Source organism: Pseudomonas sp. CAN1, assembly GCF_030462585.1.
GTDB lineage: Bacteria > Pseudomonadota > Gammaproteobacteria > Pseudomonadales > Pseudomonadaceae > Pseudomonas.
On sequence record NZ_JASMRU010000003.1, the window covers coordinates 52,223 to 74,568 of the forward strand.

18 protein-coding genes and 2 riboswitches are annotated in these 22,346 nt (G+C 68.0%); of the genes, 9 read left to right on the plus strand and 9 right to left on the minus strand.

Annotated features, from left to right (window positions below):
• Positions 1-152: 152 nt before the first annotated feature.
• Complete coding sequence (locus tag QO207_RS05770; protein WP_301531812.1) at positions 153-827, minus strand: VWA domain-containing protein; 675 nt, start codon at positions 825-827, stop codon at positions 153-155.
• A complete protein-coding gene (locus QO207_RS05775; RefSeq protein ID WP_301531557.1) occupies positions 809-1,816 on the minus strand; it encodes an ATP-binding protein in 1,008 nt (335 codons plus the stop codon). Before QO207_RS05775 ends, QO207_RS05770 begins: the two co-directional genes overlap by 19 nt.
• A gap of 589 nt (positions 1,817-2,405) precedes the next feature.
• Between QO207_RS05775 and QO207_RS05780 the strand changes: the two genes are divergently transcribed.
• Positions 2,406-3,503 (plus strand): 3-deoxy-7-phosphoheptulonate synthase, encoded by a 1,098-nt coding sequence (locus tag QO207_RS05780; RefSeq protein ID WP_301531558.1) that lies wholly within the window; start codon positions 2,406-2,408, stop codon positions 3,501-3,503.
• A gap of 209 nt (positions 3,504-3,712) precedes the next feature.
• Here QO207_RS05780 and cobN read toward each other — a convergent pair whose 3' ends face one another.
• Together cobN and cobW are read right to left on the minus strand one after the other, a co-directional pair.
• Positions 3,713-7,444 (minus strand): cobaltochelatase subunit CobN, encoded by a 3,732-nt coding sequence (cobN, locus tag QO207_RS05785; RefSeq protein WP_301531559.1) that lies wholly within the window; start codon positions 7,442-7,444, stop codon positions 3,713-3,715.
• A 104-nt stretch (positions 7,445-7,548) separates the two neighbouring features.
• The gene (gene cobW, locus QO207_RS05790; RefSeq protein WP_301531560.1) at positions 7,549-8,601 is read right to left on the minus strand and encodes a cobalamin biosynthesis protein CobW; all 1,053 of its coding nucleotides are present in this window, start codon (positions 8,599-8,601) and stop codon (positions 7,549-7,551) included.
• 94 nt (positions 8,602-8,695) lie between these two features.
• Positions 8,696-8,891, minus strand: a riboswitch (cobalamin riboswitch).
• Positions 8,892-8,951: 60 nt separating this feature from the next.
• A riboswitch (cobalamin riboswitch) is annotated at positions 8,952-9,171 on the plus strand.
• Positions 9,172-9,271: 100 nt separating this feature from the next.
• On the opposite strand from cobW, the gene QO207_RS05795 reads away from it, so the two are divergent.
• From QO207_RS05795 to cobM, 4 genes are all read left to right on the plus strand, one after another.
• Entirely contained in the window at positions 9,272-9,460 is a 189-nt protein-coding gene (locus tag QO207_RS05795; RefSeq protein WP_301531561.1) for a CbtB-domain containing protein, read from the plus strand.
• A 163-nt stretch (positions 9,461-9,623) separates the two neighbouring features.
• Positions 9,624-10,334, plus strand: a complete 711-nt coding sequence (locus QO207_RS05800) for a CbtA family protein (protein ID WP_301531562.1) — start codon at positions 9,624-9,626, stop codon at positions 10,332-10,334.
• Between the two features lie 76 nt (positions 10,335-10,410).
• A complete protein-coding gene (locus tag QO207_RS05805) occupies positions 10,411-10,827 on the plus strand; it encodes a cobalamin biosynthesis protein (RefSeq protein WP_301531563.1) in 417 nt (138 codons plus the stop codon).
• The gene (cobM, locus tag QO207_RS05810; protein ID WP_301531564.1) at positions 10,824-11,585 is read left to right on the plus strand and encodes a precorrin-4 C(11)-methyltransferase; all 762 of its coding nucleotides are present in this window, start codon (positions 10,824-10,826) and stop codon (positions 11,583-11,585) included. Before QO207_RS05805 ends, cobM begins: the two co-directional genes overlap by 4 nt.
• A gap of 121 nt (positions 11,586-11,706) precedes the next feature.
• Here cobM and QO207_RS05815 read toward each other — a convergent pair whose 3' ends face one another.
• From QO207_RS05815 to ccoG, 3 genes are all read right to left on the minus strand, one after another.
• Positions 11,707-13,488, minus strand: a complete 1,782-nt coding sequence (locus tag QO207_RS05815) for a hybrid sensor histidine kinase/response regulator (protein ID WP_301531565.1) — start codon at positions 13,486-13,488, stop codon at positions 11,707-11,709.
• A 293-nt stretch (positions 13,489-13,781) separates the two neighbouring features.
• Positions 13,782-15,191 (minus strand): GntR family transcriptional regulator MpaR, encoded by a 1,410-nt coding sequence (gene mapR / locus QO207_RS05820; RefSeq protein WP_301531813.1) that lies wholly within the window; start codon positions 15,189-15,191, stop codon positions 13,782-13,784.
• A gap of 86 nt (positions 15,192-15,277) precedes the next feature.
• Positions 15,278-16,687, minus strand: a complete 1,410-nt coding sequence (gene ccoG, locus QO207_RS05825) for a cytochrome c oxidase accessory protein CcoG (RefSeq protein ID WP_301531566.1) — start codon at positions 16,685-16,687, stop codon at positions 15,278-15,280.
• A gap of 345 nt (positions 16,688-17,032) precedes the next feature.
• Between ccoG and QO207_RS05830 the strand changes: the two genes are divergently transcribed.
• From QO207_RS05830 to QO207_RS05845, 4 genes are all read left to right on the plus strand, one after another.
• A complete protein-coding gene (locus QO207_RS05830) occupies positions 17,033-18,697 on the plus strand; it encodes a nitrite/sulfite reductase (protein ID WP_301531567.1) in 1,665 nt (554 codons plus the stop codon).
• Entirely contained in the window at positions 18,694-19,275 is a 582-nt protein-coding gene (locus tag QO207_RS05835) for a DUF934 domain-containing protein (protein ID WP_301531568.1), read from the plus strand. The genes QO207_RS05830 and QO207_RS05835 overlap by 4 nt, the downstream gene beginning before the upstream one ends.
• 140 nt (positions 19,276-19,415) lie before the next feature.
• Positions 19,416-20,300: a sugar nucleotide-binding protein gene (locus QO207_RS05840; protein WP_301531569.1), complete on the plus strand. Its 885-nt coding sequence runs from the start codon at positions 19,416-19,418 to the stop codon at positions 20,298-20,300.
• Positions 20,293-21,240, plus strand: coding sequence for an NAD-dependent epimerase/dehydratase family protein (locus tag QO207_RS05845; RefSeq protein ID WP_301531570.1), 948 nt, complete (start codon positions 20,293-20,295; stop codon positions 21,238-21,240). The genes QO207_RS05840 and QO207_RS05845 overlap by 8 nt, the downstream gene beginning before the upstream one ends.
• Here QO207_RS05845 and QO207_RS05850 read toward each other — a convergent pair.
• Positions 21,221-21,577, minus strand: a complete 357-nt coding sequence (locus QO207_RS05850; RefSeq protein WP_301531571.1) for a SirB2 family protein — start codon at positions 21,575-21,577, stop codon at positions 21,221-21,223. The genes QO207_RS05845 and QO207_RS05850 overlap by 20 nt on opposite strands.
• 56 nt (positions 21,578-21,633) lie before the next feature.
• Complete coding sequence (locus tag QO207_RS05855; RefSeq protein ID WP_301531572.1) at positions 21,634-22,338, minus strand: OmpW family outer membrane protein; 705 nt, start codon at positions 22,336-22,338, stop codon at positions 21,634-21,636.
• Positions 22,339-22,346 lie beyond the last annotated feature (8 nt).

A 22,346-nucleotide genomic window follows, 5' to 3' on the forward strand; every position in this document is an offset into this window, starting at 1 on the left:
GGTTCGGCGCGTCCGGGATGAGTTGGACGGCTTACTGCCATGGGCGGGATGGGGTGAGAGTAAGTTTCCACCCGGACGGGGTCAAGTCGGACAAATCTGCCGGTTGCCAAAGAATCCTGATGGGGCTATGCAAGGCGCGGGTAGGTCGATTCTCAGATCTCGCCGATCTGCCGATAGTCGGCGTCGAGCTCTTCCGCCAGCTTCCTGGCCCTGCCAAGCCGTACGGCTCCACCCTCGATATCCACCAGCACCGTCGGGCAGTTCAGTGGCTGCAGCGCCGGCCAGTCGCGCAGGCGGCCGTCGGTCAGCACTAGCAGGCGCTGGTGTTCGCCCGGCTTCTGGCGCTGGCGCTTGCCCAACCATTCGCGGGCTTGTTGCAGCGCCTCGATCAGTGGGGTGCCGCCGCCGGCGCCGAGTTGCTCCAGCCAATCCTGCAATTGACTCGAAACCTTCTGGCCCTGCCAAAACCAGCGCGGTTGTGCGCCGGTGGCGTGCAGCACGGCGAGGCGTGTGCGTTGCCGGTAGGCCTGTTCGAAAGTGTCGGCGAGCAGGCCCTTGGCCTGGGTGAGGGCGCCGTGGCGGCGGGTGCTGGCGGAGGCGTCGACTATCACCAGCCAGAGTTCACCGGGCTTGCGGCTGCGGGCGCGCAGCACCAGGTCGGCGCGGCGTTGTGGGCGGCCGTTGCGCAGGCTGGCGGGCCAGTCGATGCGGCCATGTGCACCCGCCTGGCGGGCGCCGCTGCGGCCGCCGGCGAGCTGGCCGGGTCGGGGGTTGGCATCCGCGCCAGGGGCCGGGCGCGGGCGGATGCTCAGGGCTTTTTTGGCCAGCCCGTCAGTTGCCGGCGCTCGCCCATGGCGACGCTCTGCGCGGGCAGTTCGCCCCACTGGCCCTCGCCGTTGGGGGCGTTGGACGGTGCCTTGGATTGGCTGGAAGAAGACTGCGGCGGCGTGCTCGATTGCGGTGGCGCATGGCGACGGCGATGGGCGAGGGCGAAGTGCTCGACCGCATCGATGTCCTGCGCCTCGATGGCGTTGGCGCCGCGCCAGGCAGCATGGGCGCGAGCGGCGCGCAGCCAGACGAGGTCGGCGCGCAGGCCGTCGACGCCGGCGGCGTGGCAGCGCTCGGCGATGGTTTCCAGCGCGGCATCGTCCAGGGGAATTGCAGCCAGTTGCAGGCGTGCATCACCGCAGCGTTGTTGCAGGGCCTGCTGCGTGGCTTGCCAGTGCGCGAGGAACGCCTGTGGATCGGCATCGAAGGCCAGCCGGCGGCGGACGATCTCGGCGCGTTCGCTCGGCGCGGGCGTTCCTTCCAGCTGCACCTTGAGGCCGAAACGGTCCAGCAGTTGCGGGCGCAGCTCGCCTTCCTCGGGGTTCATCGTGCCGATCAGCACGAAGCGCGCCGGGTGGCTTTGGGACAGGCCGTCGCGCTCGATCAGGTTGACCCCGCTGGCGGCGACGTCGAGCAGCAGGTCGACGAGGTGGTCGGGCAGCAGGTTCACTTCATCCACATAGAGCACGCCGCCGTGGGCATGGGCCAGCACGCCGGGGGAGAACTGCGCGCGGCCTTCGCCCAGCGCGGCGTCCAGGTCGAGGGTGCCGACGATGCGTTCCTCGCTGGCGCCCAGTGGCAGGGTGACGAAACGCCCGCCGTCCAGCAGGTCGGCGACGCCGCGCGCCAGGGTGGACTTGGCCATGCCGCGCGGCCCTTCGATCAGCACGCCGCCGATGGCCGGGTCGATGGCCGCCAGGCACAGGGCCAGCTTCAGCTCATCGGCGCCGACGACGGCTGCCAGTGGGAAATGGGTAAGGGCGCTCATAGGGATTTCCTGCGGATTTCGTCCGTGCATGGTAGCGAACCGGATGAAGGAGGTGCGACCAATGTCCATCGGATCGATAGACTCAAGTCATTGATCGGCGCTGCGCGATGCAGTACCTTGGCTCCACTTCCACGGAGAACATCATGCCGTCCAGCCTGTCCATCCWGTCCCTCGCCTGCCTCGGTGCCATCGGCTCCGCAGCTGCTCGCGCGCAGGTTCTGGCCGCTGCTGCCGGCTATTGCTTCTATGGGTATTGGTTTAGCCAAAGGCGCGCCTGATACCCCACAGGCGCCCTAGCAAGCAGGGTCGCCAACCAGACAGTTTCCTAAAACCCCGGTCGGCAACCCGACCGGGGTTTTTGTTTTTCCGGCCCACAAGGCCAACACATTGCCAACGAATTGAATCGGGCGAAAACGCCCGGACAGAGGATCGAGACATGACTGCTTACACCACTGATTACCGCTATTACCGCAACTCCGACTGGCGATTTAGCAGCGCGCTGCGTGCCACCCAACGAGCCTTGCCACGAACACCTAGATAGAGCGCCGAGCGCGGAAAGACTACCGCGCCGGCCAAGGATGCCAGTCAGATGAACGCTTCCACCTCCGCCCTGATCCGCCCCGAACACGCAGCCTCCGCCGAAGTCCTCGACCTGCCGCTGCCCTCCGCCCGCCGCCGCGAACAGCCGCTGCCGAGCCCCGCCGAACTGCGCCAGCGCCTGCCGCTGTCCGCCGCCATGGCCCACCGCGTCCGCGAAGGCCGCGAGGCGATCCGCGCAGTCCTCGATGGCCGCGACTCGCGCCTGCTGGTCGTCATCGGCCCGTGCTCGCTGCACGACCCCGTCTCCGCCCTCGAATACGCCGACCGCCTCGCCGAACTGGCGCCGCAGGTGAGCGACCAGCTGCTGCTGGTGATGCGCGCCTACGTCGAGAAGCCGCGCACCACCATAGGCTGGAAAGGCCTGGTCTACGACCCGCAGCTGGACGGCACGGGCGACATGGCTGGCGGCCTGGAGCTGTCGCGCCGGCTGATGCTGGGCATGCTCGAACGCGGCCTGCCGATTGCCACCGAGCTGCTGCAACCGCTGGTGGCCGGCTACTTCGACGACCTGCTGGGCTGGGCCGCCATCGGCGCGCGCACCAGTGAATCCCAGGTGCACCGCGAGATGGTCAGCGGCCTCGACCTGCCGGTGGGCTTCAAGAACGGCACCGACGGCAGCATCGGCATCGCTACCGACGCCATGCGTTCGGCGGCGCACCCGCACCAGCACTTCGGCATCGATGCGCTGGGTCGCCCGTCGCTGGTGCAGACCCAGGGCAACCCGGACACTCATCTGGTATTGCGCGGCGGCCATGCCGGCCCGAACTTCGACGCGGCCAGCGTGCAGCAGATTCGCCAGGGGCTGGAGAAGCTCGGTCTTGACCCGAGCATCATGGTGGACTGCAGCCACGCCAACAGCGGCAAGGACCCGCTGCGCCAGCCGGCCGTGCTGGACAGCGTGCTCGACCAGCGCCTGGCCGGCGATGCCGCGCTGCGCGGCGTGATGCTGGAGAGTCACCTGTTCGACGGCTGTCAGCCGCTGACCGGCGAGCTGCGCTACGGTGTATCGATCACCGATGGTTGCCTGGGCTGGACCGGCACCGAGGCGCTGCTGCTGAATGCGGCGGAGCGCCTGCGCAGGGGCTGACGCCGAGCGTCTGGCGCTTTTCGTAGGAGCGAGCTTGCTCGCGAACATTGCTCCGCTGCTGAGGCGGGTTCGCGAGCAAGCTCGCTCCTACACGCAACCCTGTCGCAGGGTGCGGAGACAATGTAGGAGCGGACTCTGTCCTCGATAGGTCTGCATCGCGCCGGACACCATCGCGGACGAAGTCCGCTCCTACGCGCGCTGGAATTCCGTCACTGTTCTTCGCTATCCACCAGCAGGTTTTCCAGCGTCTCGCGGTACTCCCCCGGTTCTTCCCACAACCCACGCTGCTGCGCTTCCACCAGGCGTTCGGCGATGTCGTGCAGGGCTTCGGGGTTGTGCTGGCGGATGAACTCGCGGGTGTCGTCGTCGAGCAGATAGGCGTCGGCCAGCAGGCGGTACTGGTGGTCGTCCACCAGTTCGCTGGTAGCGTCGAAGGCGAACAGGTAGTCCACCGTCGCCGCCAGTTCGAAGGCGCCCTTGTAGCCGTGGCGCTTCATGCCGGCGATCCATTTCGGGTTCACCGCGCGGGCGCGTACCACGCGGCCGAGTTCTTCCTTCAGGGTGCGGATGCGCGGGTTGTCCGGCTGGCTGTGGTCGCCGTGGTAGCTGGCCAGCGATTGCCCCTGGATGACCTCGGCGGCGGCGAGCATGCCGCCCTGGAACTGGTAGTAGTCGTTGGAATCGAGGATGTCGTGCTCGCGGTTGTCCTGGTTGTGCAGCACCGCCTGCAGGCCGGACAGGCGCTGGGCGAAGCGTTCGCGCGCCGGAGTACCGTCGTCGCTGGCGCCATAGGCGTAGCCGCCCCAGTTCAGGTAGGCCTCTGCGAGATCGGCGCGGCTGTCCCACTGGCGTGATTCGATCACGCCCTGCACGCCGGCACCGTAGGCGCCGGGCTGGGCGCCGAAGATGCGCCAGCCGGCCTGGCGGCGGGCTTCATCCCGCTCCAGTCCCTCGGACTGCAAGCGTGACTGGTCGGCGCGTACGCGAGCGGCCAGCGGGTTCAGGTCGTCCGGCTCATCCAGCGCGGCGACGGCCTGCACGGCGGCGTCGAACAGGCGGATCAGGTTGGCGAAGGCATCGCGGAAGAAGCCCGAGACGCGCAGCGTCACGTCGACCCGCGGGCGGTCGAGCAGGGTGATCGGCAGGATCTCGAAGTCTTCCACGCGCTGGCTGCCGGCCTGCCACACCGGGCGCACGCCGAGCAGCGCCAGGGCCTGGGCAATGTCGTCGCCGCCGGTGCGCATGGTCGCCGTGCCCCACACCGACAGGCCGAGCTGGCGCAGGTGGTCGCCGTGGTCCTGCAGGTGRCGTTCGAGCAGGCGGCTGGCGGACTGGAAGCCGAGGCGGAAGGCGGTGGGCGTGGGCAGGTTGCGCACGTCCACGGTGAAGAAGTTGCGCCCGGTGGGCAGCACGTCGACCCGCCCGCGGCTGGGCGCGCCGCTGGGGCCGGGCGGGACGAAGCGACCGTCGAGGCCGGCAAGCAGGTGGCCGATTTCGCTGGCGCCGCAGGCGTCCAGGGTCGGAGCGATCTGCTGGTGAAGTTGCGCGAGAACCGCCGCGCTGGCGCTGCCCGGCGCGCCGGCCGAGCCGTCGATCAGGCGCAGGGCGAACAGTTCCAGGCGCTCGCGGGTGTCGCCATTGCTGCGCCAGGGTTCGTCGCTCACGCCGAGCAGCACGTCCGGGCGCGGACCTTGCCAGGCTTCGGCGAAGGCTTCGTCCAGCGGATCGCGCCCCAGTTGCAGGTCCTCGCCCAGTGCGCGCAGCAGGCTGGCGTTGCTGCCACGCCCATCGCCGCGCGGGAGGCGCACCAGAGAGAGCAGCGTGTCGCGGCGCAGCTCGCCCAAGGGCGACTCGCCGAACACATGCAGGCCATCGCGAATCTGTGATTCCTTGAGGTCGCACAGGTAGGCGTCCAGCTGCGGCAGCCAGCTTTCTGCATCGTCGCTCAGCTGCAGGCCCAGCTCGCGGTCCAGCGCGGTTTCGCGCACCAGCGTGAGGATGTCGCCGCGCAATTCGGCGGCGCGGCGCGGGTCGAGCAGGGAGGCGTCGTAGTACTCGTCGGCCAGGCGTTCGAGGTCGCGCAGCGGGCCGTAGTTTTCCGCGCGGGTCAGCGGCGGCATCAGGTGGTCGATGATCACCGCCTGGGCGCGACGCTTGGCCTGCGCGCCTTCGCCGGGGTCATTGACGATGAACGGGTAGAGGTTCGGCAGCGCGCCGAGGATCGCGTCCGGCCAGCATTCCTCGGAGAGCCCGACACCCTTGCCCGGCAGCCATTCGAGGTTGCCGTGCTTGCCGACGTGGATCACCGCGTCGGCGCCGAACACTTCGCGCAGCCAGAAGTAGAAGGCGAGGTAGCCGTGGGGCGGCACCAGCGACGGGTCGTGGTAGATCGCCGCGGCGTCGAGCTGGTAGCCGCGCGCCGGCTGGATACCGACGAAGCCGAGGCCGAAGCGCAGGCCGGCGACCATCATGCGGCCGCTGCGGAACATCGGGTCCTGCTGCGGTTCGCCCCAGCGTTCGCGTACCGCCTGCTGGTTGGCTTCGGGCAGGCGTGCGAAGCAGGCGAGGTAGTCGTCCAGCGCCAGGCTCTGCGCGCAGGGGCGCAGGTCGAGGCTGTCGAGGTCGTTGCTGACGCCGCCGAGTAGTTGCTGGATCAGCGCGGTGCCGGAATCGGGCAGGCCGGCGACCGGATAACCCTGGGTCTCCAGCGCGCGCAGGATGTTCAGCGCGGCGGCCGGCGTGTCGAGGCCGACACCGTTGCCGATGCGCCCGTCGCGGGTCGGGTAATTGGCCAGGATCAGCGCCACGCGCTTGTCGGCGTTGGCCTTGCGCGCGAGCAGCATCCAGCGTCGCGCCAGCTCGGCGACGAAGTCCATGCCTGGCAGGTGCGGCAGGTAGCAGACCACGTCGCTCTGGCTGCGCTCGCTGCGCCAGGCCAGGCCCTTGAAGCTGATCGGCCGGGTGATGATGCGGCCGTCCAGCTCCGGCAGCGCGATGTGCATGGCCAGGTCGCGCGGGCCGAGGCCCTGCGGGTTGGCACGCCAGAGGTCGTGGTTGTCCAGCGAGCAGATGGCTTGCAGCACCGGCACGTCGCGGCGGAACGGCCGGTCCTGCGGCGCCTCCGGGTTCGACTGGGCGAAGCCGGTGGTGTTGATGATCAGCTCGGTGTCAGCGCTGTCCAGCAGGCTTTCCACCGCTTCCAGGCAGGCGGCTTCCTTGAGGCTGGCCACGGCGATGGGCAGCGGGTTGATGCCCTGGGCCTGCAGGCGTTCGCAGAAGGTGTCGATGAAGCCGGTGTTCGCCGCCTGCAGGTGGGTGCGATAGAACAGCAGCGCGGCGACCGGGCACTCGGGGTTCCAGTCGGCCTGCCAGCGGGCGAGCTCACAACTGCCAACTTGCGGGTGATAGACCGCCACGCGCGGCAAGGTCTGTGGCTCGCTCCAGGCGTAGTTGCGCTGCAGGTGACGGTTGGCCAGGCAGGCGAAGAACTGCCGGGCGTTGTCCATGCCGCCCTGGCGCAGGTACTGCCAGAGGCGCTCGGCATCCTGCGGCGGGACGCTGCACAGGGCGCTGAGTTCGGGGTCGGGCTTGTCGTCGCCGGGCACCGCGATCAGCGTGACGTCGCGCTCGGCCAGCGCCGCCAGTTGCTCCATGCCGTAGCGCCAGTAGCCGACTCCGCCGTGCACCGAGATCAGGATGACTTTGGCGTGTTGCAGCACCTCGTCGACGTAGAGGTCCACCGAGGCGTGGTTCTGCAGCTGCATGGGGTTGGCCAGGCGCAGGCTCGGGTAGTCCTCCGGCAACTCGCGCGCGGCCTCGGCGAGCAGCGCCAGGTGCGAGTCGCCGCTGCAGAGGATCACCAGTTCGGCGGGCGTCTGGGCCAGGTGGGCGATGCCGTCGTCGGGGACGAAGCCGCCGGGTTGGGTGCGCAGCAGGTGCATGGGCGTGCTCGGTTTAGGTTCTTCGTAGGAGCGAGCTTGCTCGCGAACCAACCTCCGCAGCGGGGCCAGGTTCGCGAGCAAGCTCGCTCCTACAGGTCTGGTGCTTACGCCAGGGCGGTGTGCAGCTCGTTGGCGATGGTGGCCTGGTCCAGCTCCTGGCCGATCACCACCAGACGGGTGCTGCGGGTTTCGTCGCTGCGCCAGGCGCGGTCGAAGTGCTTGTCGAAGCGCTTGCCGACGCCCTGCACCAGCAGGCGCATGGGCTTGCCGGGGATGGCGACGAAGCCCTTGATGCGCAGCACGGCGTGACGTTCGACCAGCGCGTTCAGTGCATCGAACAGGGCACGCTCTTCCACTTCCGGCAGGTCGACGTGGAAGGAGTCGAACTCGTCGTGGTCGTGATCTTCATGGCCTTCGTGGTCGTGATGAGTCGGACGGCTGTCGATGTGCAGCTCGGCCTCGGCGTTCAGCCCCAGCAGTACCGAGAGCGGCAGCTGACCGGAATTGGCTTCGACGATCTTCACCGCCGGCGGCAGCTCCTCGGCGACTTCGGCGCGCACGCGGGCCAGCGCTTCGGCATCGAGCAGGTCGGCCTTGTTCAGCACCACCAGGTCGGCGCTGGCCAGCTGGTCTTCGAAGAGTTCGTGCAGCGGCGATTCGTGGTCCAGGTTCGGGTCCTGCTTGCGCTGCTCGTCCACCTGCTCGGGGTGGGCGGCGAAGGTACCGGCGGCTACCGCCGGGCTGTCGACCACGGTGATCACCGCGTCGACGGTGCAGGCGTTGCGGATTTCCGGCCACTGGAAGGCCTGCACCAGCGGCTTGGGCAGGGCCAGGCCGGAGGTCTCGATGAGGATCTGGTCGAGGTCGCCACGGCGCGCCACCAGCTCGCGCATCACCGGGAAGAATTCCTCCTGCACGGTGCAGCACAGGCAGCCGTTGGCCAGCTCGAAGACGCGGCCGACCGCTTCTTCTTCGCTGCAACCGATGGAGCACTGCTTGAGGATTTCGCCGTCGATGCCCAGCTCGCCGAACTCGTTGACGATCACCGCGATGCGGCGGCCTTCGGCGTTGTCCAGCATGTGCCGGAGTAGGGTGGTCTTACCGGCACCGAGGAAGCCGGTGACGATGGTGACGGGGAGTTTGGCCAGGGTTTTCATGCGCGCCTCGCAAGCGAATTAGGGCGGGCGGATGAAGGGCGCGCGCGCGGGTTCGCCGCGCAACGAAGGTCGCCACCGGATCACCCCGCCCGGTTGTCTTGATGCTGCTCGAGGCAGGTCTCCTGGCTCACAGCCCTTTGTCGTCTCTTCGCCTTCCCGCCCGAATCGGCAGTGGCGCGTGAAGAGACAGGCTGTTCACAGTTGCGGGGGCAGCCGTGGCGCATCCGAAGATTTCCACGTTCCCTCTTAGCTCCGGCCAGCGCCGGAGAACCTCGAAGTGAGGAAGGCTACGCAGCGCGGCCGGGGCGGTCAATCGCCGGGGATCGGTTGACGCCTGCCGGAAGCCGTGGTCAGCTAGCGCGGTTTCAGGTGTCTCGCGCCGACGCGCGCGAGGTGAAACGGGAAGCCGGTGCGTCCGCAAGGACCAGTCCGGCGCTGCCCCCGCAACGGTAAGCGCATCGAGGGTCGTCAGTAGCCACTGTGCCTAGGCATGGGAAGGCTGACCCATCCGGCGAGAGTTTCTCGCTGGCGTCGCAAGCCCGGAGACCGGCCTGGAATCCTCATATTTTGGCAAACCCGCGGTGGGCGGGCGCAGGCCGTGGCGCGACCGATCCGGCGCGTTCGAATGCGTTCAACCTCTGCGTTCTCACTCTTTTCAGAGGGAACGTTCATGTCCAGCAGCATCCTGACGCAACCGGCGTCGAGCACTTCCATTCCCCTTTCCAAGCGCATCAGCCTGGCCGTTGGCGCCAGCCTGCTCGGTGCGCTGCTGGTGTATTTCGCCGGCTTCTCGCACATCGACGCGGTACACAACGCCGCCCATGACACGCGTCACAGCGCCGGCTTCCCCTGCCACTGATGCGGTTCTGAGTCCAATCGGCTGCGCGTCGGCCAGGCTGCGTTGGAGAATCGCCGTGGACTGCTCATGGACAACAGTCCACTCCGCGTCCCCGGCGATCCTCCGCCTTGCCTGGCTCTAGCTCGCTCGATTCGATGGCTCGGAGACGGAAAGGAAAGAACTCATGATCAAACGTATCGCCCAGACCGCCGGTTTCGCCGGTCTGATTGCCGCGCTGGTGCTCACCGTGGTCCAGCTGCTGTGGGTATCCCCGCTGATCCTCAAGGCGGAAACCTACGAGAAGGCCGAGCCGGCCGCTGCACTGGTTGAGGAGCACGCCCACGAGCATGCCGATGGCGCCGCCGCCGGGCATCACCATGACGCGGAAGCCTGGGAGCCGGAAGACGGCTGGCAGCGCATCCTCTCCACCACCGGTGGCAACCTGGTGGTCGCGGTGGGCTTCGCGCTGATGCTGGCCGGCCTGTTCACCCTGCGCGAGCCGGGCAGGACCTCCGAGGGCCTGCTCTGGGGCCTGGCCGGTTTCGCCGTGTTCACCTTGGCGCCGTCCCTCGGCCTGCCACCGGAAGTCCCCGGTACCGCCGCCGCCGACCTGAGCCTGCGGCAGACCTGGTGGATCGGCACTGCTGCGGCCACCGCCGCCGGCCTCGCGCTGCTGGTGTTCGGCCGCCACTGGGCGCTGCGCATCGTCGGCCTCGCCCTGCTGGTGGTGCCGCACTTGATCGGCGCGCCGCAGCCGGAAGTGCATTCCAGCCTGGCGCCGGAAAGCATCGCCCACGAGTTCATCGTCGCCTCGCTGGTCACCAACGCCGTATTCTGGGCCGCCCTGGGCCTGGTCGCCGCCTGGCTGTTCCGCCGCTTCGCGCCGTCGACCTGATTCGCCGCTATGCTCGACCCCGCAGCCGGCCCGACCGTCTGCGGGGTTTTTATTTGGATCTGCAAGGAGAGCGACCATGACACTGGTTGCCGGCCTCGGTTGCCGCCGGGGTTGCCCGCTCGATGAACTGCGCGCCCTGCTGCGCGATACGCTGGCCGAAGCCGGGCTGGACGAGTCGAACCTCACCGCGCTGGCCAGCGCCACGCTGAAGGCCGACGAGGAAGGGCTGACGGCCCTGGCCGCCGCCCTCGATCTGCCGCTGGCGCTGTTCACTCCACAACAGCTGGCTGCCTGCGAAAAGCGCCTGGGCGAGCCCTCGGAAAGGGTGCGCACGGCCACCGGCAGCGCCAGCGTAGCCGAGGCCGCCGCGCTGCTGCAGGCCGATGTCCAGGGCGGCGCCTCGGCGCGTCTGCTGGTGGGCAAGCGGCGCAGCGAGCAGGCCACCTGCGCGCTGGCCTTCATTCCCGTCGAATCCGCACAGGAGCCGTCATGACCGTCTACTTCATCGGCGCCGGCCCCGGCGATCCCGAGCTCATCACGGTCAAGGGCCAGCGGCTGATCCGCAGCTGCCCGGTGATCCTCTACGCCGGCTCGCTGGTGCCGCCGGCGGTGCTGGAAGGCCACAGCGCCGAGCGCGTGGTGAACACCGCCGAACTGAACCTGGACGAGATCGTCGCGCTGCTGGCGCAGGCCCACGGCGAGGGCAAGGACGTGGCGCGGGTGCACTCCGGCGACCCTTCGCTTTACGGCGCCATCGGCGAGCAGATTCGCCACCTGCGCGAACGCGGCATCGCTTACGAGATCGTCCCCGGTGTCACCGCGACTTCGGCCTGCGCGGCAATCCTCGGCTGCGAGCTGACCCTGCCGGATATTTCCCAGACGCTGATCCTCACTCGCTATGCCAGCAAGACGCGGATGCCCGAAGGTGAGTCGCTGGCCGAACTGGCGCAGCACCGCGCGACCCTGGCGATTCACCTGGGCGTCGGCCAGTTGGCGAACATCGTCGCCGAGTTGCTACCCCACTATGGCGCGGACTGCCCCATCGCGGTGATCCACCGCGCCAGCTGGCCGGACCAGGACCAGGTCACCGGCACCCTCGGCGATATCCTGCCGAAGGCGCAGGCCAAGGGCTTCAAACGCACGGCGCTGATCCTGGTGGGCAAAGTGTTGGGGGCGGAGGGCTTTGCCGATTCGTCGCTGTACAGCGCGGGGCATGCGCATCTGTATCGGAGCAGCTCTTCAACAGAGTGAGGAGCAGCTTTTCGTAGGACCGAGGGGGACGCCCAGTCCTTGCTCGCGAACCGCCTCAGCTTCGGTATCGCCGGGTAACTCAGTTCGCGAGCAAGCTCGCTCCTACAGGCAAGACTTGGCCTCAGTCGTCCAGCGGTTCCAGCTCGCTCAGCTGCTCATCGATCATCGCCTTCAACTGCTCCGCCGCCAGCGGCTTGTGCAGCAGCGGCCAGCCGTGGGCGGCGGCCTGGGCGAGCAGGCGCGGGTCGGTGTCGCCGGTGACCAGCATGGCGGCGATCCAGTCGTCCTCGTAGTGCCGGTGCAGGCGCTCGATGGCGTCGAGGCCGGTCTGGTGGTCGCGCAGGCGGTAGTCGCTGATGATCAAGTCGGGCTTCTCGCGCGCTGCCGCCGGGTCGTTCAGCAGGTCAGCCACGTCGGCGACGATGCGGTGGCGGTAGTCCCAGCTGTGGAACAGCAGGCGCAGGCCTTCGCGGTTCTCGGCGTCGTCCTCGATCACGTAGATCAGCTTGTCGCTGCCCACCACGCTGCGCAGCGCGGGGATTTCCACCTGACGCGGCTGCACGGCGGTGGCGCGCGGCAGGCTGAGCATGAAGGCACTGCCGTGGCCTTCGCGCGAATGCAGCACCAGGGGATGGTCGAGCAGGGCGGAGGTGCGCTGGACAATGGCCAGGCCCAGACCGAGACCCTTGCTGCGGTCGCGCTCGGGGTTGTTCAACTGGTGGAATTCCCAGAACACCTTTTGCCGTTCGCTGGCGGGAATCCCCGGGCCGCTGTCCCAGACTTCCACCCGCACCTGCCGGCCACGGCGGCGCCAGCCGATCAGCACGCCGCCGCGGTCGGTGTAGCGGATGGCGTTTTCCACCAGGTTGCGCAGGATGCGTTCGAGCAGTGCCGGGTCGGATTTCACGAAAGGCGCGCCGGCATGTACGCGCAGCTTCAAGCCCTTATCGGTGGCCTGTACGCGGCAGTCCTCGGCGATGCGTTCCAGTAGTTCGGCGAGGGAGAAGGGCTGCAGGCTGGGCTGGACGATGCCGGCGTCCAGCCGCGAGATGTTCAGCAGCGCATCGAACAGTGAACCCTGCGCCGCCAGGGCGCGGGAGATGTGCTCGACGAGGTTGCGGCTGGCCTCGTCCAGCGGCTGTTTCTGCAGTGCGCCGAGGTACAGGCCGAGGGCATAGGTGGGCTGGCGCAGGTCGTGGCTGGCGGAGGCGAGGAAGCGGGTCTTGGCCTGGTCGCTACGCTCGGCGGCTTCCTTCTCGACGCTGAGTTTCTGCAGCAGTTCGATGTTCTCGAAACGCAGCAGCAGCGAATCCACCAGGGTCGCGTGGAAGCGGTAGGCGAAGGCGCAGATGGTGAAGGCGTAGACCAGCGCCGCCGCGCCGAGGGTCTTGCTCAGCGCGTCCGGCAGCAGCACCAGCAGGCTGGCGAAGGGCAGGGTGAAGGCCGGCACGATGAACAGGTAGAACAGTGGCAGGACGATGCTGTAGGCGTTCATCACGCCAGTGCCCAGGCCCAGCAGGACGACCACCACGTACATCTGCAGCGACGCCGGCAGCACCGTCACCCAGTAGGCGGCCGGCAGCCCCCAGAGCAGGCCCGAGACCCCGGTGGTAACCATCACCTGGATCAGCCAGCGGCGCCGGGCACCGGTATCGTCGTTTCGCAGCTGGTCATGGCGGCGCAGCAGCCACAAACGCAGGGCGCCGAGCACGGTCTGTGCGGCGAACCAGGCGAGCAGGAGTGGCAGCGGCTGGGCATCGCTGAGTACCCAGGTGGTCAGGCCGGCGACGAGGTAGGCGGCGATGATGGAGAACGGCGAGTTGCGCCGCAGCACGTCGAACTGTTCGGCGCGCACCGCTTCGGCGTAGGGGGAGTGGCTGAGGTCGCGCTGCCAGAGGTTCATCGGGCCTTCCATGGTGGGCGGTGATCGCTGTCTGTATAGCAACCGCCGCTCGCCGCGCCCAGTATTTTCAGGCCAGCCAGGGCTCCGCGCGCGGTGTCATCCCTCGGCGCAGGTACCAGCGCACCCACAGGTGCACGCCGAGTGCAGCGCACACCGTCAGGAGGATCGTCAGGCCTTCCGCTTCCATGGCAGCTTCCCTCGTCCGGGTTTCCTGCCTGACAGGGTATTCCTGCGACAACTTGCCGCATAGATACAGAGCGTTTCCGAATGTGCGGATCAGTCCTGCGGCCCTTCTACAGCGAATGAATGATCCGCCCGAGGGTTTCCATGGCCTGCTCGCTGGTGGTGGTCCACGGGTGGCCGTGGTTCAGCCGCAGGCAGTGGCCGAAGCGCCGGGTGGCCGAGAAGATCGGCCCCGGCGCGAGGCTGATGCCCTGGGCCAGGGCAAGCTGGAACAGCTTGAGCGCGTCGATGTGCTCGGGCAGTTCCAGCCACAGGAAGTAGCCGCCGCTGGGGCGGGTGACGCGGGTGGCGGCGGGGAAGTGCCGGGCCACGGCGGCGAGCATCGCGTGCTGCTGGCTTTCCAGCGCGTGGCGCAGCTTGCGCAGGTGGCGGTCGTAGCCGCCGTGCTGCAGGTAGTCGGCGATGGCCGCCTGGGCCGGCACCGAGGCCGACAGGCTGGTCATCAGCTTGAGTCGCTCGATCTGCTCGGCGTAGCGCCCACCCGCCACCCAGCCGACCCGGTAGCCCGGCGCCAGGCTCTTGGAGAAGGAACTGCAGTGCATCACCAGCCCTTCGCTGTCGAAGGCCTTCACCGGCTTGGGCGCCTGGGCGGCGAAGTACAGCTCGGCGTAGACGTCATCCTCGATCAGTGGCACCTGGTGCTTGGCCAGCAGGCCAGCGAGGGCGCGCTTCTTGTCCTCGGCCATGCTGGCGCCCAGCGGGTTCTGGAAGTTGCTCATGAACCAGCAGGCCTTGATCGGCAGGCGCGCCAGGCTGTCGGCGAGCACGTCGAGATCGATCCCTTCGCGCGGGTGCACAGGGATTTCCACCGCCTTGAGTTTCAGGCGTTCGAGCACCTGCAGGCTGGCGTAGAAGGCTGGCGCCTCGATGGCGACGAGATCGCCAGGGCGGGTGACCACCTGCAGGCACAGGTTCAGCGCTTCCAGCGCGCCATTGGTGACCACCAGCTCCTCCACTGGCAGCGGCATGCCGCCGACCATGTAGCGCAGGGCGATCTGCCGGCGCAGCGAGTGGCTGCCGGGTGCGAGGTCGGAAATCGTCGCACGCGGGTCCATGTCGCGCACCGCGTGGGCCATGGAGCGCGCCAGGCGCGGCAGAGGGAACAGCTCCGGCGCCGGGAAGGCCGAGCCGAAGGGTACGGTGTCCGGGTCCTTGATCGAGCTGAGCACCGAGAACACCAGTTCGCTGACGTCCACCTCGGTGGTCTGCGCGTCGTGGCGGGCGATTTCCGGTTCGGCCAGGGCGCGCTGCACGTGCTCGCGGACGAAGTAGCCGGAGCGCGCGCGGGCGACGATCAGCCCGCGATCCTCCAGCAGGTAATAGGCCTGGAACACCGTGGAAGCGCTGACCCCGTAGGTGCGGCTGGCGTGCCGCACCGAGGGGACTTTCTGGCCGGGAGCGAGCACGCCGCTGCGGATCAGGCCGGCGATCTCGTCGGCGAATTTCTCGTAGCGCTTCATCTTGTCCTGCACGGCGGCCTGAGGGGCGGAAGAATCCGCCCACTCTAGGCGCTGCGCCGAGGTCACGCCAAGCTCCCTGGCCATGCTCAGCGCCTCGGCGAGACGAAGGTGCTGGCGGCGTCGAGCTCCTCGTTGCCGTCACTGACCCTGAAGTGCAGCGGCACCGAACCCCCGGCGCTGCTCTGCGCCAGGCTTGCCACCGAGATGGCGAAGTCGCGGATCTCGCCCGGCTGCAGCATCAGCTCCGGCACGCCCTGCAGGCGGTAGCCGGCGTCGTCGGCGAGGCTCAGGTGGTAGTGCTGCGGCTGCTGGGTCTTGTTGATCAGCTTGAGGTTGTAGATGTTCTCGATCTCGCCGGCGGCGTTCTCGCGGAACAGGCCCCGGTCGCGGGCGACGTCGAGGTTGATCAGCGGCCGTGCCTCCAGCGCCCAGATGAACGCACCGATCATCACCAGCAGCACCGCCGCGTAGCCGATCAGGCGCGGGCGCAGCAGGTGGGTCTTGCCGCCTTCCAGCGCGCTTTCCGAGGTGTAGCGCACCAGACCACGGTCGTAGCCCATCTTGTCCATCACCGAGTCGCAGGCGTCGATGCAGGCGGCGCAGCCGATGCAGGCGATCTGCAGGCCGTCGCGGATATCGATGCCGGTAGGGCAGACCTGCACGCACTGCTGGCAGTCGATGCAGTCGCCCAGGCCGAGGGCCTTGGGATCGGCGTCCTTCTTGCGCGCGCCGCGGGATTCACCGCGCGCCGCGTCGTAGGAAATGATCAGGGTGTCCTTGTCGAACATCACGCTCTGGAAGCGCGAGTACGGGCACATGTGGATGCACACCTGCTCGCGCAGCCAGCCGGCGTTGGCGTAGGTGGCGGCGGCGAAGAAGGCGACCCAGAAGGCGCTTTCCAGGTCGAGCCTGAAGGTGAACAGGTCCGCCACCAGCGGCCGCACCGGGGTGAAATAGCCGATGAAGGTGATCGCCGTGACCAGGCTGATCAGCAGCCAGAGGCCGTGCTTGGCGCCCTTGCGCAGGACTTTCTCGGTACTCACCGGGCCCTGGTCGCGCTTGATGCGCTGGTTGCGGTCGCCCTCGGTGACCTGCTCGGCCCACATGAACACCCAGGTCCACACGCTCTGCGGGCAGGTATAGCCGCACCAGACGCGGCCGGCGAACACCGTGATGAAGAACAGGCCGAAGGCGGCGATGATCAGGATCGCCGACAGCAGGATGAAATCCTGCGGCCAGAAGGTCGCGCCGAAGATGTAGAACTTGCGCTCGGGCAGGTCCCAGAGCACCGCCTGGCGGCCGTTCCACTGCAGCCACAGGGTGCCGAAGAACAGCAGGAACAGCAGGCCGCCGCCGAGGCGCCGCAGATCGCGGAAGCGACCGGCGAAGCGCTTGGTGTAGACCGTCGGGGTCACCGCCGACAGCGGTTTGGGCGGCGGGGTGAAACGTTGCGGGGCGTCGATCTCGATGATCTTCGCTTGGATTCTTTCGCTCATTGTCGTGGCCCATCAGGCAGAAGAGGCGCCGCGACTGTACGAATCGGTCTGCACCCGAAACAGATTCAGGTTCGCCGGAAAAAACCATATCAGATGGCTAAAAATGCTCCGCCCCGCGTCGCCACAGGCCTGGCGTCCTGCGCGATGGAACGGCTGATCGGGCCTGTTGCGGCAACCGGTCGCAGGCCTGCCGGGGCAGGGGTGGGGCGCATCTGATCCGGTTTTTCCCGCGTGATCTGCCGCTGTTTTGCACAGCAGGCGCCGGCCATAGTTCGGTCATCCCTGAAGTAGCGCGCTCGACGACAGAAGCAGGCCGCTACGCAACGTCCCGAAGGTGGCCTGGCGATGTACCGATACGATGATTACGACCGCGCCCTGGTGCGCGAACGGGTGGCGCAGTTCCGCGACCAGGTGCAGCGGCGCCTGAGTGACGAGCTGAGCGAAGAGGAATTCCTGCCGCTGCGCCTGCAGAACGGCCTGTACCTGCAGAAGCATGCCTACATGCTGCGGGTGGCGATTCCCTACGGCACCCTGTCCAGTGAACAGATGCGTACCCTGGCCTGGATCGCCCGCGAGCACGATCGTGGCTACGGCCACTTCACCACGCGGCAGAACATCCAGTTCAACTGGGTGGAGCTGGCGCGGGTGCCGGACATCCTCGAGCGCCTGGCGGAGGTCGAGATGCACGCCATCCAGACCTCCGGCAACTGCGTACGCAACATCACCACCGAGGCCTTCGCCGGCGTCGCCGCCGACGAATTCCTCGACCCGCGCCCGCTGGCGGAAATCCTCCGCCAGTGGTCGACGGTGAACCCCGAATTCCTCTTCCTGCCGCGCAAGTTCAAGATCGCGATCTGCGCCGCCGAGGAAGACCGCGCGGCGGTGATGATGCACGACATCGGCCTCTACCTGCGCCGCGCCGAAGACGGCGAGCTGCGCCTGAAGGTGCTGGTGGGTGGTGGGCTGGGGCGCACGCCGATGCTCGGCCAGGTGATTCGCGAGGRCCTGCCCTGGTGGCACCTGCTGTCCTATGTCGAGGCCATCCTGCGCGTGTATAACCGCCACGGCCGGCGTGACAACAAGTACAAGGCGCGGATCAAGATCCTGGTGAAGGCGCTGGGCATCGAGGCGTTCTCCCGCGAAGTGGAGGAGGAGTGGCAACACCTGCGCGATGGCGAGGCGCAGCTGACCCTCGATGAGTACCAGCGGGTTGCGGCGGCGTTCGATCCGCCTGTTTATGAGGCAGCCGACGAGTTGGCCTACGGCAGCGCACTGGCGGCCGACCCCGCCTTCGCCCGCTGGGTTTCGCGCAACGTGCGCCCGCATCGGGTGCCCGGCTATGCCAGCGTGGTGCTGTCCACCAAACCGGGCGCCGAGGCGCCGCCGGGGGATGCCACCGCCGAACAGATGGAGCAGGTGGCTGATTGGGCCGAGCGCTTCGGCTTCGGCGAAATCCGCGTCGCCCACGAACAGAACCTGGTGCTGCCGGACGTGCGCAAGTCCGATCTGCATGCGCTCTGGCTGGAAGCCTGCGCGGCCGGTTTGGGCACGCCGAACCAGGGCCTGCTGACTGATATCATCGCCTGCCCCGGCGGCGACTTCTGCGCGCTGGCCAACGCCAAGTCGATCCCCATCGCCCAGGGCATCCAGCAGCGCTTCGAGGACCTCGACTACCTGCACGACCTGGGCGACCTCAGCCTGAACATCTCCGGCTGCATGAACGCCTGCGGCCACCACCACATCGGCAACATCGGCATCCTCGGCGTCGACAAGAACGGCAGCGAGTGGTACCAGATCACCCTCGGCGGCGCGCAGGGCGTGAAGAGCGCGCTGGGCAAGGTAATCGGCCCGTCGTTCAGCGCCGCCGAAGTGCCGGATGTGATCGAGGCGCTGGTGCATACCTATGTGGAGCAGCGCGGCGCCGGTGAGCGCTTCGTCGAAACGGTCGAGCGCATCGGCCTGGAACCGTTCAAGGCGCGGGTCTACCGCCAGGCGGAGGTGCCGGCATGAAGAACCTGATTCGTCTGCGCGATGGCGTGGCGCAGTTCGACGCCGAGGATGCATGGATGCTGCTGCGCGAGGTGCCCGAGACGTTACCCGAGGGCCAGCTGATCCTGCCGCTGGGATCGTGGTTGGCTGATGCGCCTTGTAGGAGCGAGGGGGACGCCATCGTTATTGCTCGCGAACAGAAATTCCCAGAGGCGCCGGAGCTGGGGGACGGTTCGCGAGCAAGCTCGCTCCTACAGAAAAGCGGCGTCTGGTTGGGGCCGGATGATGATCCGTACCAACTGGAGGGGCTGATGGACCAACTGCCCCTGATCGCCATCGACTTCCCCAGCTTCCGCGACGGTCGTGGCTACAGCCTGGCCTACCTGCTGCGCAGTCGCCTCGGCTGGCGCGGCGAGTTGCGCGCGGTGGGCGATGTGCTGCGCGACCAGTTGGCGCACCTGCGCCAGTGCGGTTTCGACGCCTTCGCCGTGCGCGAGGACAAGTCCGTGGAGGACGCCCTGAAGGGCCTGGCCGGCCTCAGCGTGCTCTACGGCCGTTCGGTGATAGAGCCGCGCCCGCTGTTCCGCCGGCGCTCCTGAAGCGTCACTGCCGCGAGCGGCAAAGGCTGCAGCGGGTCGGCCAAGCTTGACGCTGTGCCGGGGCACAGGAAAAATGCGGGCATCATCCCCGGCGCCGTGCGCGCCGGCGGTAACCCACGGATTCGAGTGACCCCCCGAATATGCGCATGCGCCTGATGCTGCTGGGTGGCGGTAATGCCCTTGGACAGGCGCTGATCCGCCTCGGCGCCGAGGAAGACATCGGCTTCCTCGCCCCCCGGCCGCCCGACCAGGGCTGGGACGCTTCCAGCCTCACCGTCCTGCTGGACGAGACCCGCCCCGACGCGGTGATCAACCTCGCCTACTACTACGACTGGTTCCAGGCCGAAGCCGTCGACGCGGCCCGCCTGGCCAGCCAGGAGCGTGCGGTCGAGCGTCTGGCCGAACTCTGCCAGCACCACGAAATCCTGCTGATCCAACCGTCCAGCTACCGCGTGTTCGATGGCGCCCGCGCCACCGCCTACAGCGAGAAGGACGAGCCGCTGCCTCTGGGCCCGCGTGGCCAGGCTCTGTGGCGCATGGAGCAGTGGGTGCGGGCGACCTGCCCGCGGCATGTGCTGCTGCGCTTTGGCTGGCTGCTGGATGACAGCGCCGAGGGCGTGCTCGGGCGCTTCCTCGAACGGGCCGAGAAGGAGCAGGTGCTGTTCCTCGCCGACGACCGCCGCGGCAACCCGACCCCGATAGACGACGCCGCGCGGGTAATCCTCTCCGTGCTCAAGCAGCTCGACTGCCAGGCGCCGCTGTGGGGCACCTATCACTACGGCGGCCTGGAGGCGACCACCACCCTGTCCCTGGGCCAGGTGGTACTCGGAGAGGCTCGCGCCTTCCACACCCTGGCCGTCCAGGAACCGAGCCCGCAGGCCCACGCCGCGCGCCCGGACGCCGGCGACGAACCGCAGCACGCGGTGCTCGCCTGCAAGAAAATCCTCCATACCTTCGGCATCAAGCCGCGCGCCTGGCGCGCCGGCCTGCCCGCCCTGCTGGACCGTTACTACCGCCATGTCTGATCGTCTTTCCCCCTCTGCGCAGCCCATCCTCATCACCGGCGGCGCGGGGTTCATCGGTTCCCACCTGGCGGATGCGCTGCTGGCGCAGGGCTTTGCCGTGCGCGTGCTGGACGACCTGTCCACCGGCAAGCGCGAACACCTCGATCCGCGCGTCGAGCTGATCGTCGGCAACGTCGCCGATGAAGCCGCCCTGCGCGGCGCGCTGAGCGGCTGCCAGGGCGTCGTGCACCTGGCCGCCATCGCCTCGGTGCAGGCTTCGGTGGAAGACCCGGTGGGCACCCACCGCGCCAACTTCATCGGCACCCTGAACCTCTGCGAGGCCATGCGCCAGGAAGGCATCCAGCGGGTGCTGTTCGCTTCCAGCGCGGCGGTCTACGGGCAGAACGGCGAAGGCAGCGCCATCGACGAAGACGTGGTCAAGGCGCCGCTGACGCCCTATGCCGCGGACAAGCTGGCCAGTGAGTACTACCTCGATTTCTACCGTCGCGAGCATGGCCTGGAGCCGGCGATCTTCCGCTTCTTCAACGTCTATGGCCCGCGCCAGGACCCGTCCTCGCCGTACTCCGGGGTGATCAGCATCTTCGCCCGGCGCGCCGAGCAGGGCCTGCCGATCACCGTGTTCGGCGATGGCGAGCAGACCCGTGATTTCATCTACGTCGGTGACCTGGTCAAGCTGCTGGTGACCGCGCTGCTGGCGGACGAAGTGGCCGAGTCGGCGATCAACGTCGGCCTCGACCAGTCCACCAGCCTCAACCAGTTGCTGGCCGAGATCGGCAAGCTGACGGGCGGCCTGCCGGAGATTACCTACCAGCCGGCACGCCATGGCGATATCCGTCATTCCCGCGCCGACAACCGCCGCCTGCTGGCGCGCTACAGCCTGGATGAGCCGACGCCGCTGGCCGAAGGCCTGGCGCAGCTGATCACCACCAGGGTTTGTTGAGCGCCAGGTAGAAAACGCCGGCCAGCGAGGTCAGCGCCAGGACGCTGAAAATCGCCTTGGGTGCCCGCGCGGCGCTGCGCATGGCAAAGGCGGCCAGCACGATGTAGAGCACCAGCAGGCCGATCTTCACCTGCAGCCACACCGGCAGCGGCCAGGGCATCGCCAGGTGCACCAGGCCCAGGGCGCTGAGCAGCAGCAGGGTGTCGATCAGATGGGGCAGCCCGCGCTGCCAGCCGGAGGGGCGCCTGCCCCACCAGCTGAGCCCCAGGCGCAGCAGGAAAAGGGCGGTGCTGATGATGGCGAGGCTGACGTGCAGTGCTTTGAGTTCGAGATACATACCGGTTCCCTGAAAATGAAAAAGGCGCCCTTGGGCGCCTTTTCACGTTTGCTCCGTCAGAAACGGTAGCCGAAACCGACCATGTAAACCCAGGGGTCGACGTCAACATCGACCTTGGTCTTCTGGATGCCCAGTGCGGACGGGCCGTCGACGCTGGCCTTGGTGTCGATGTCCATGTACCAGACCGCGGCGTTGACGAAGGCGTGCTCGTTGAGCATGTAGTCCATGCCCAGTTCGGCGGCCAGGCCCCAGGAATCCTGCAGCTTCAGGTTGCTGAAGCCCTGGTCCTTGCGGGAGCCGGTGAGGTCTTCGTCGAAGAAGGTGGTGTAGTTGACGCCGATGCCGCCGTAGGGCTGGAAGGCGGAGTTGGTACCACCCATGGGGTAGTACTGCAGCAGCACGGTCGGCGGCAGCTGCTTGATGTCGGCGAGCTTGCCGTCCAGACCGCCGCCCAGACCCTTGACGTCGACCTGGTGCTTGAACGGAGTGGCGGCGACCAGCTCGATACCGATCTTGTCGGTGAGCAGGTAGGCGAAGGTCAGGCCCAGCTGGGTGTCGCTGTCCACGGTGGCCTTGGTGCCGCTGGCTTTCACGCCGTCGAACTTGAGGGCGCTGCTGCTATCGTCGGGCGCAACGGTGGCGATACCGCCGCGTACCAGGAAGTCGCCAGCCTGGTGGCCGCGGATGTCGGCGGCCTGGGTCACGGCGGGAATGGCTGCGGCGAGTGCGAGAAGCGAGGGGGCGATCCAGGACTTACGCATGATGAGCT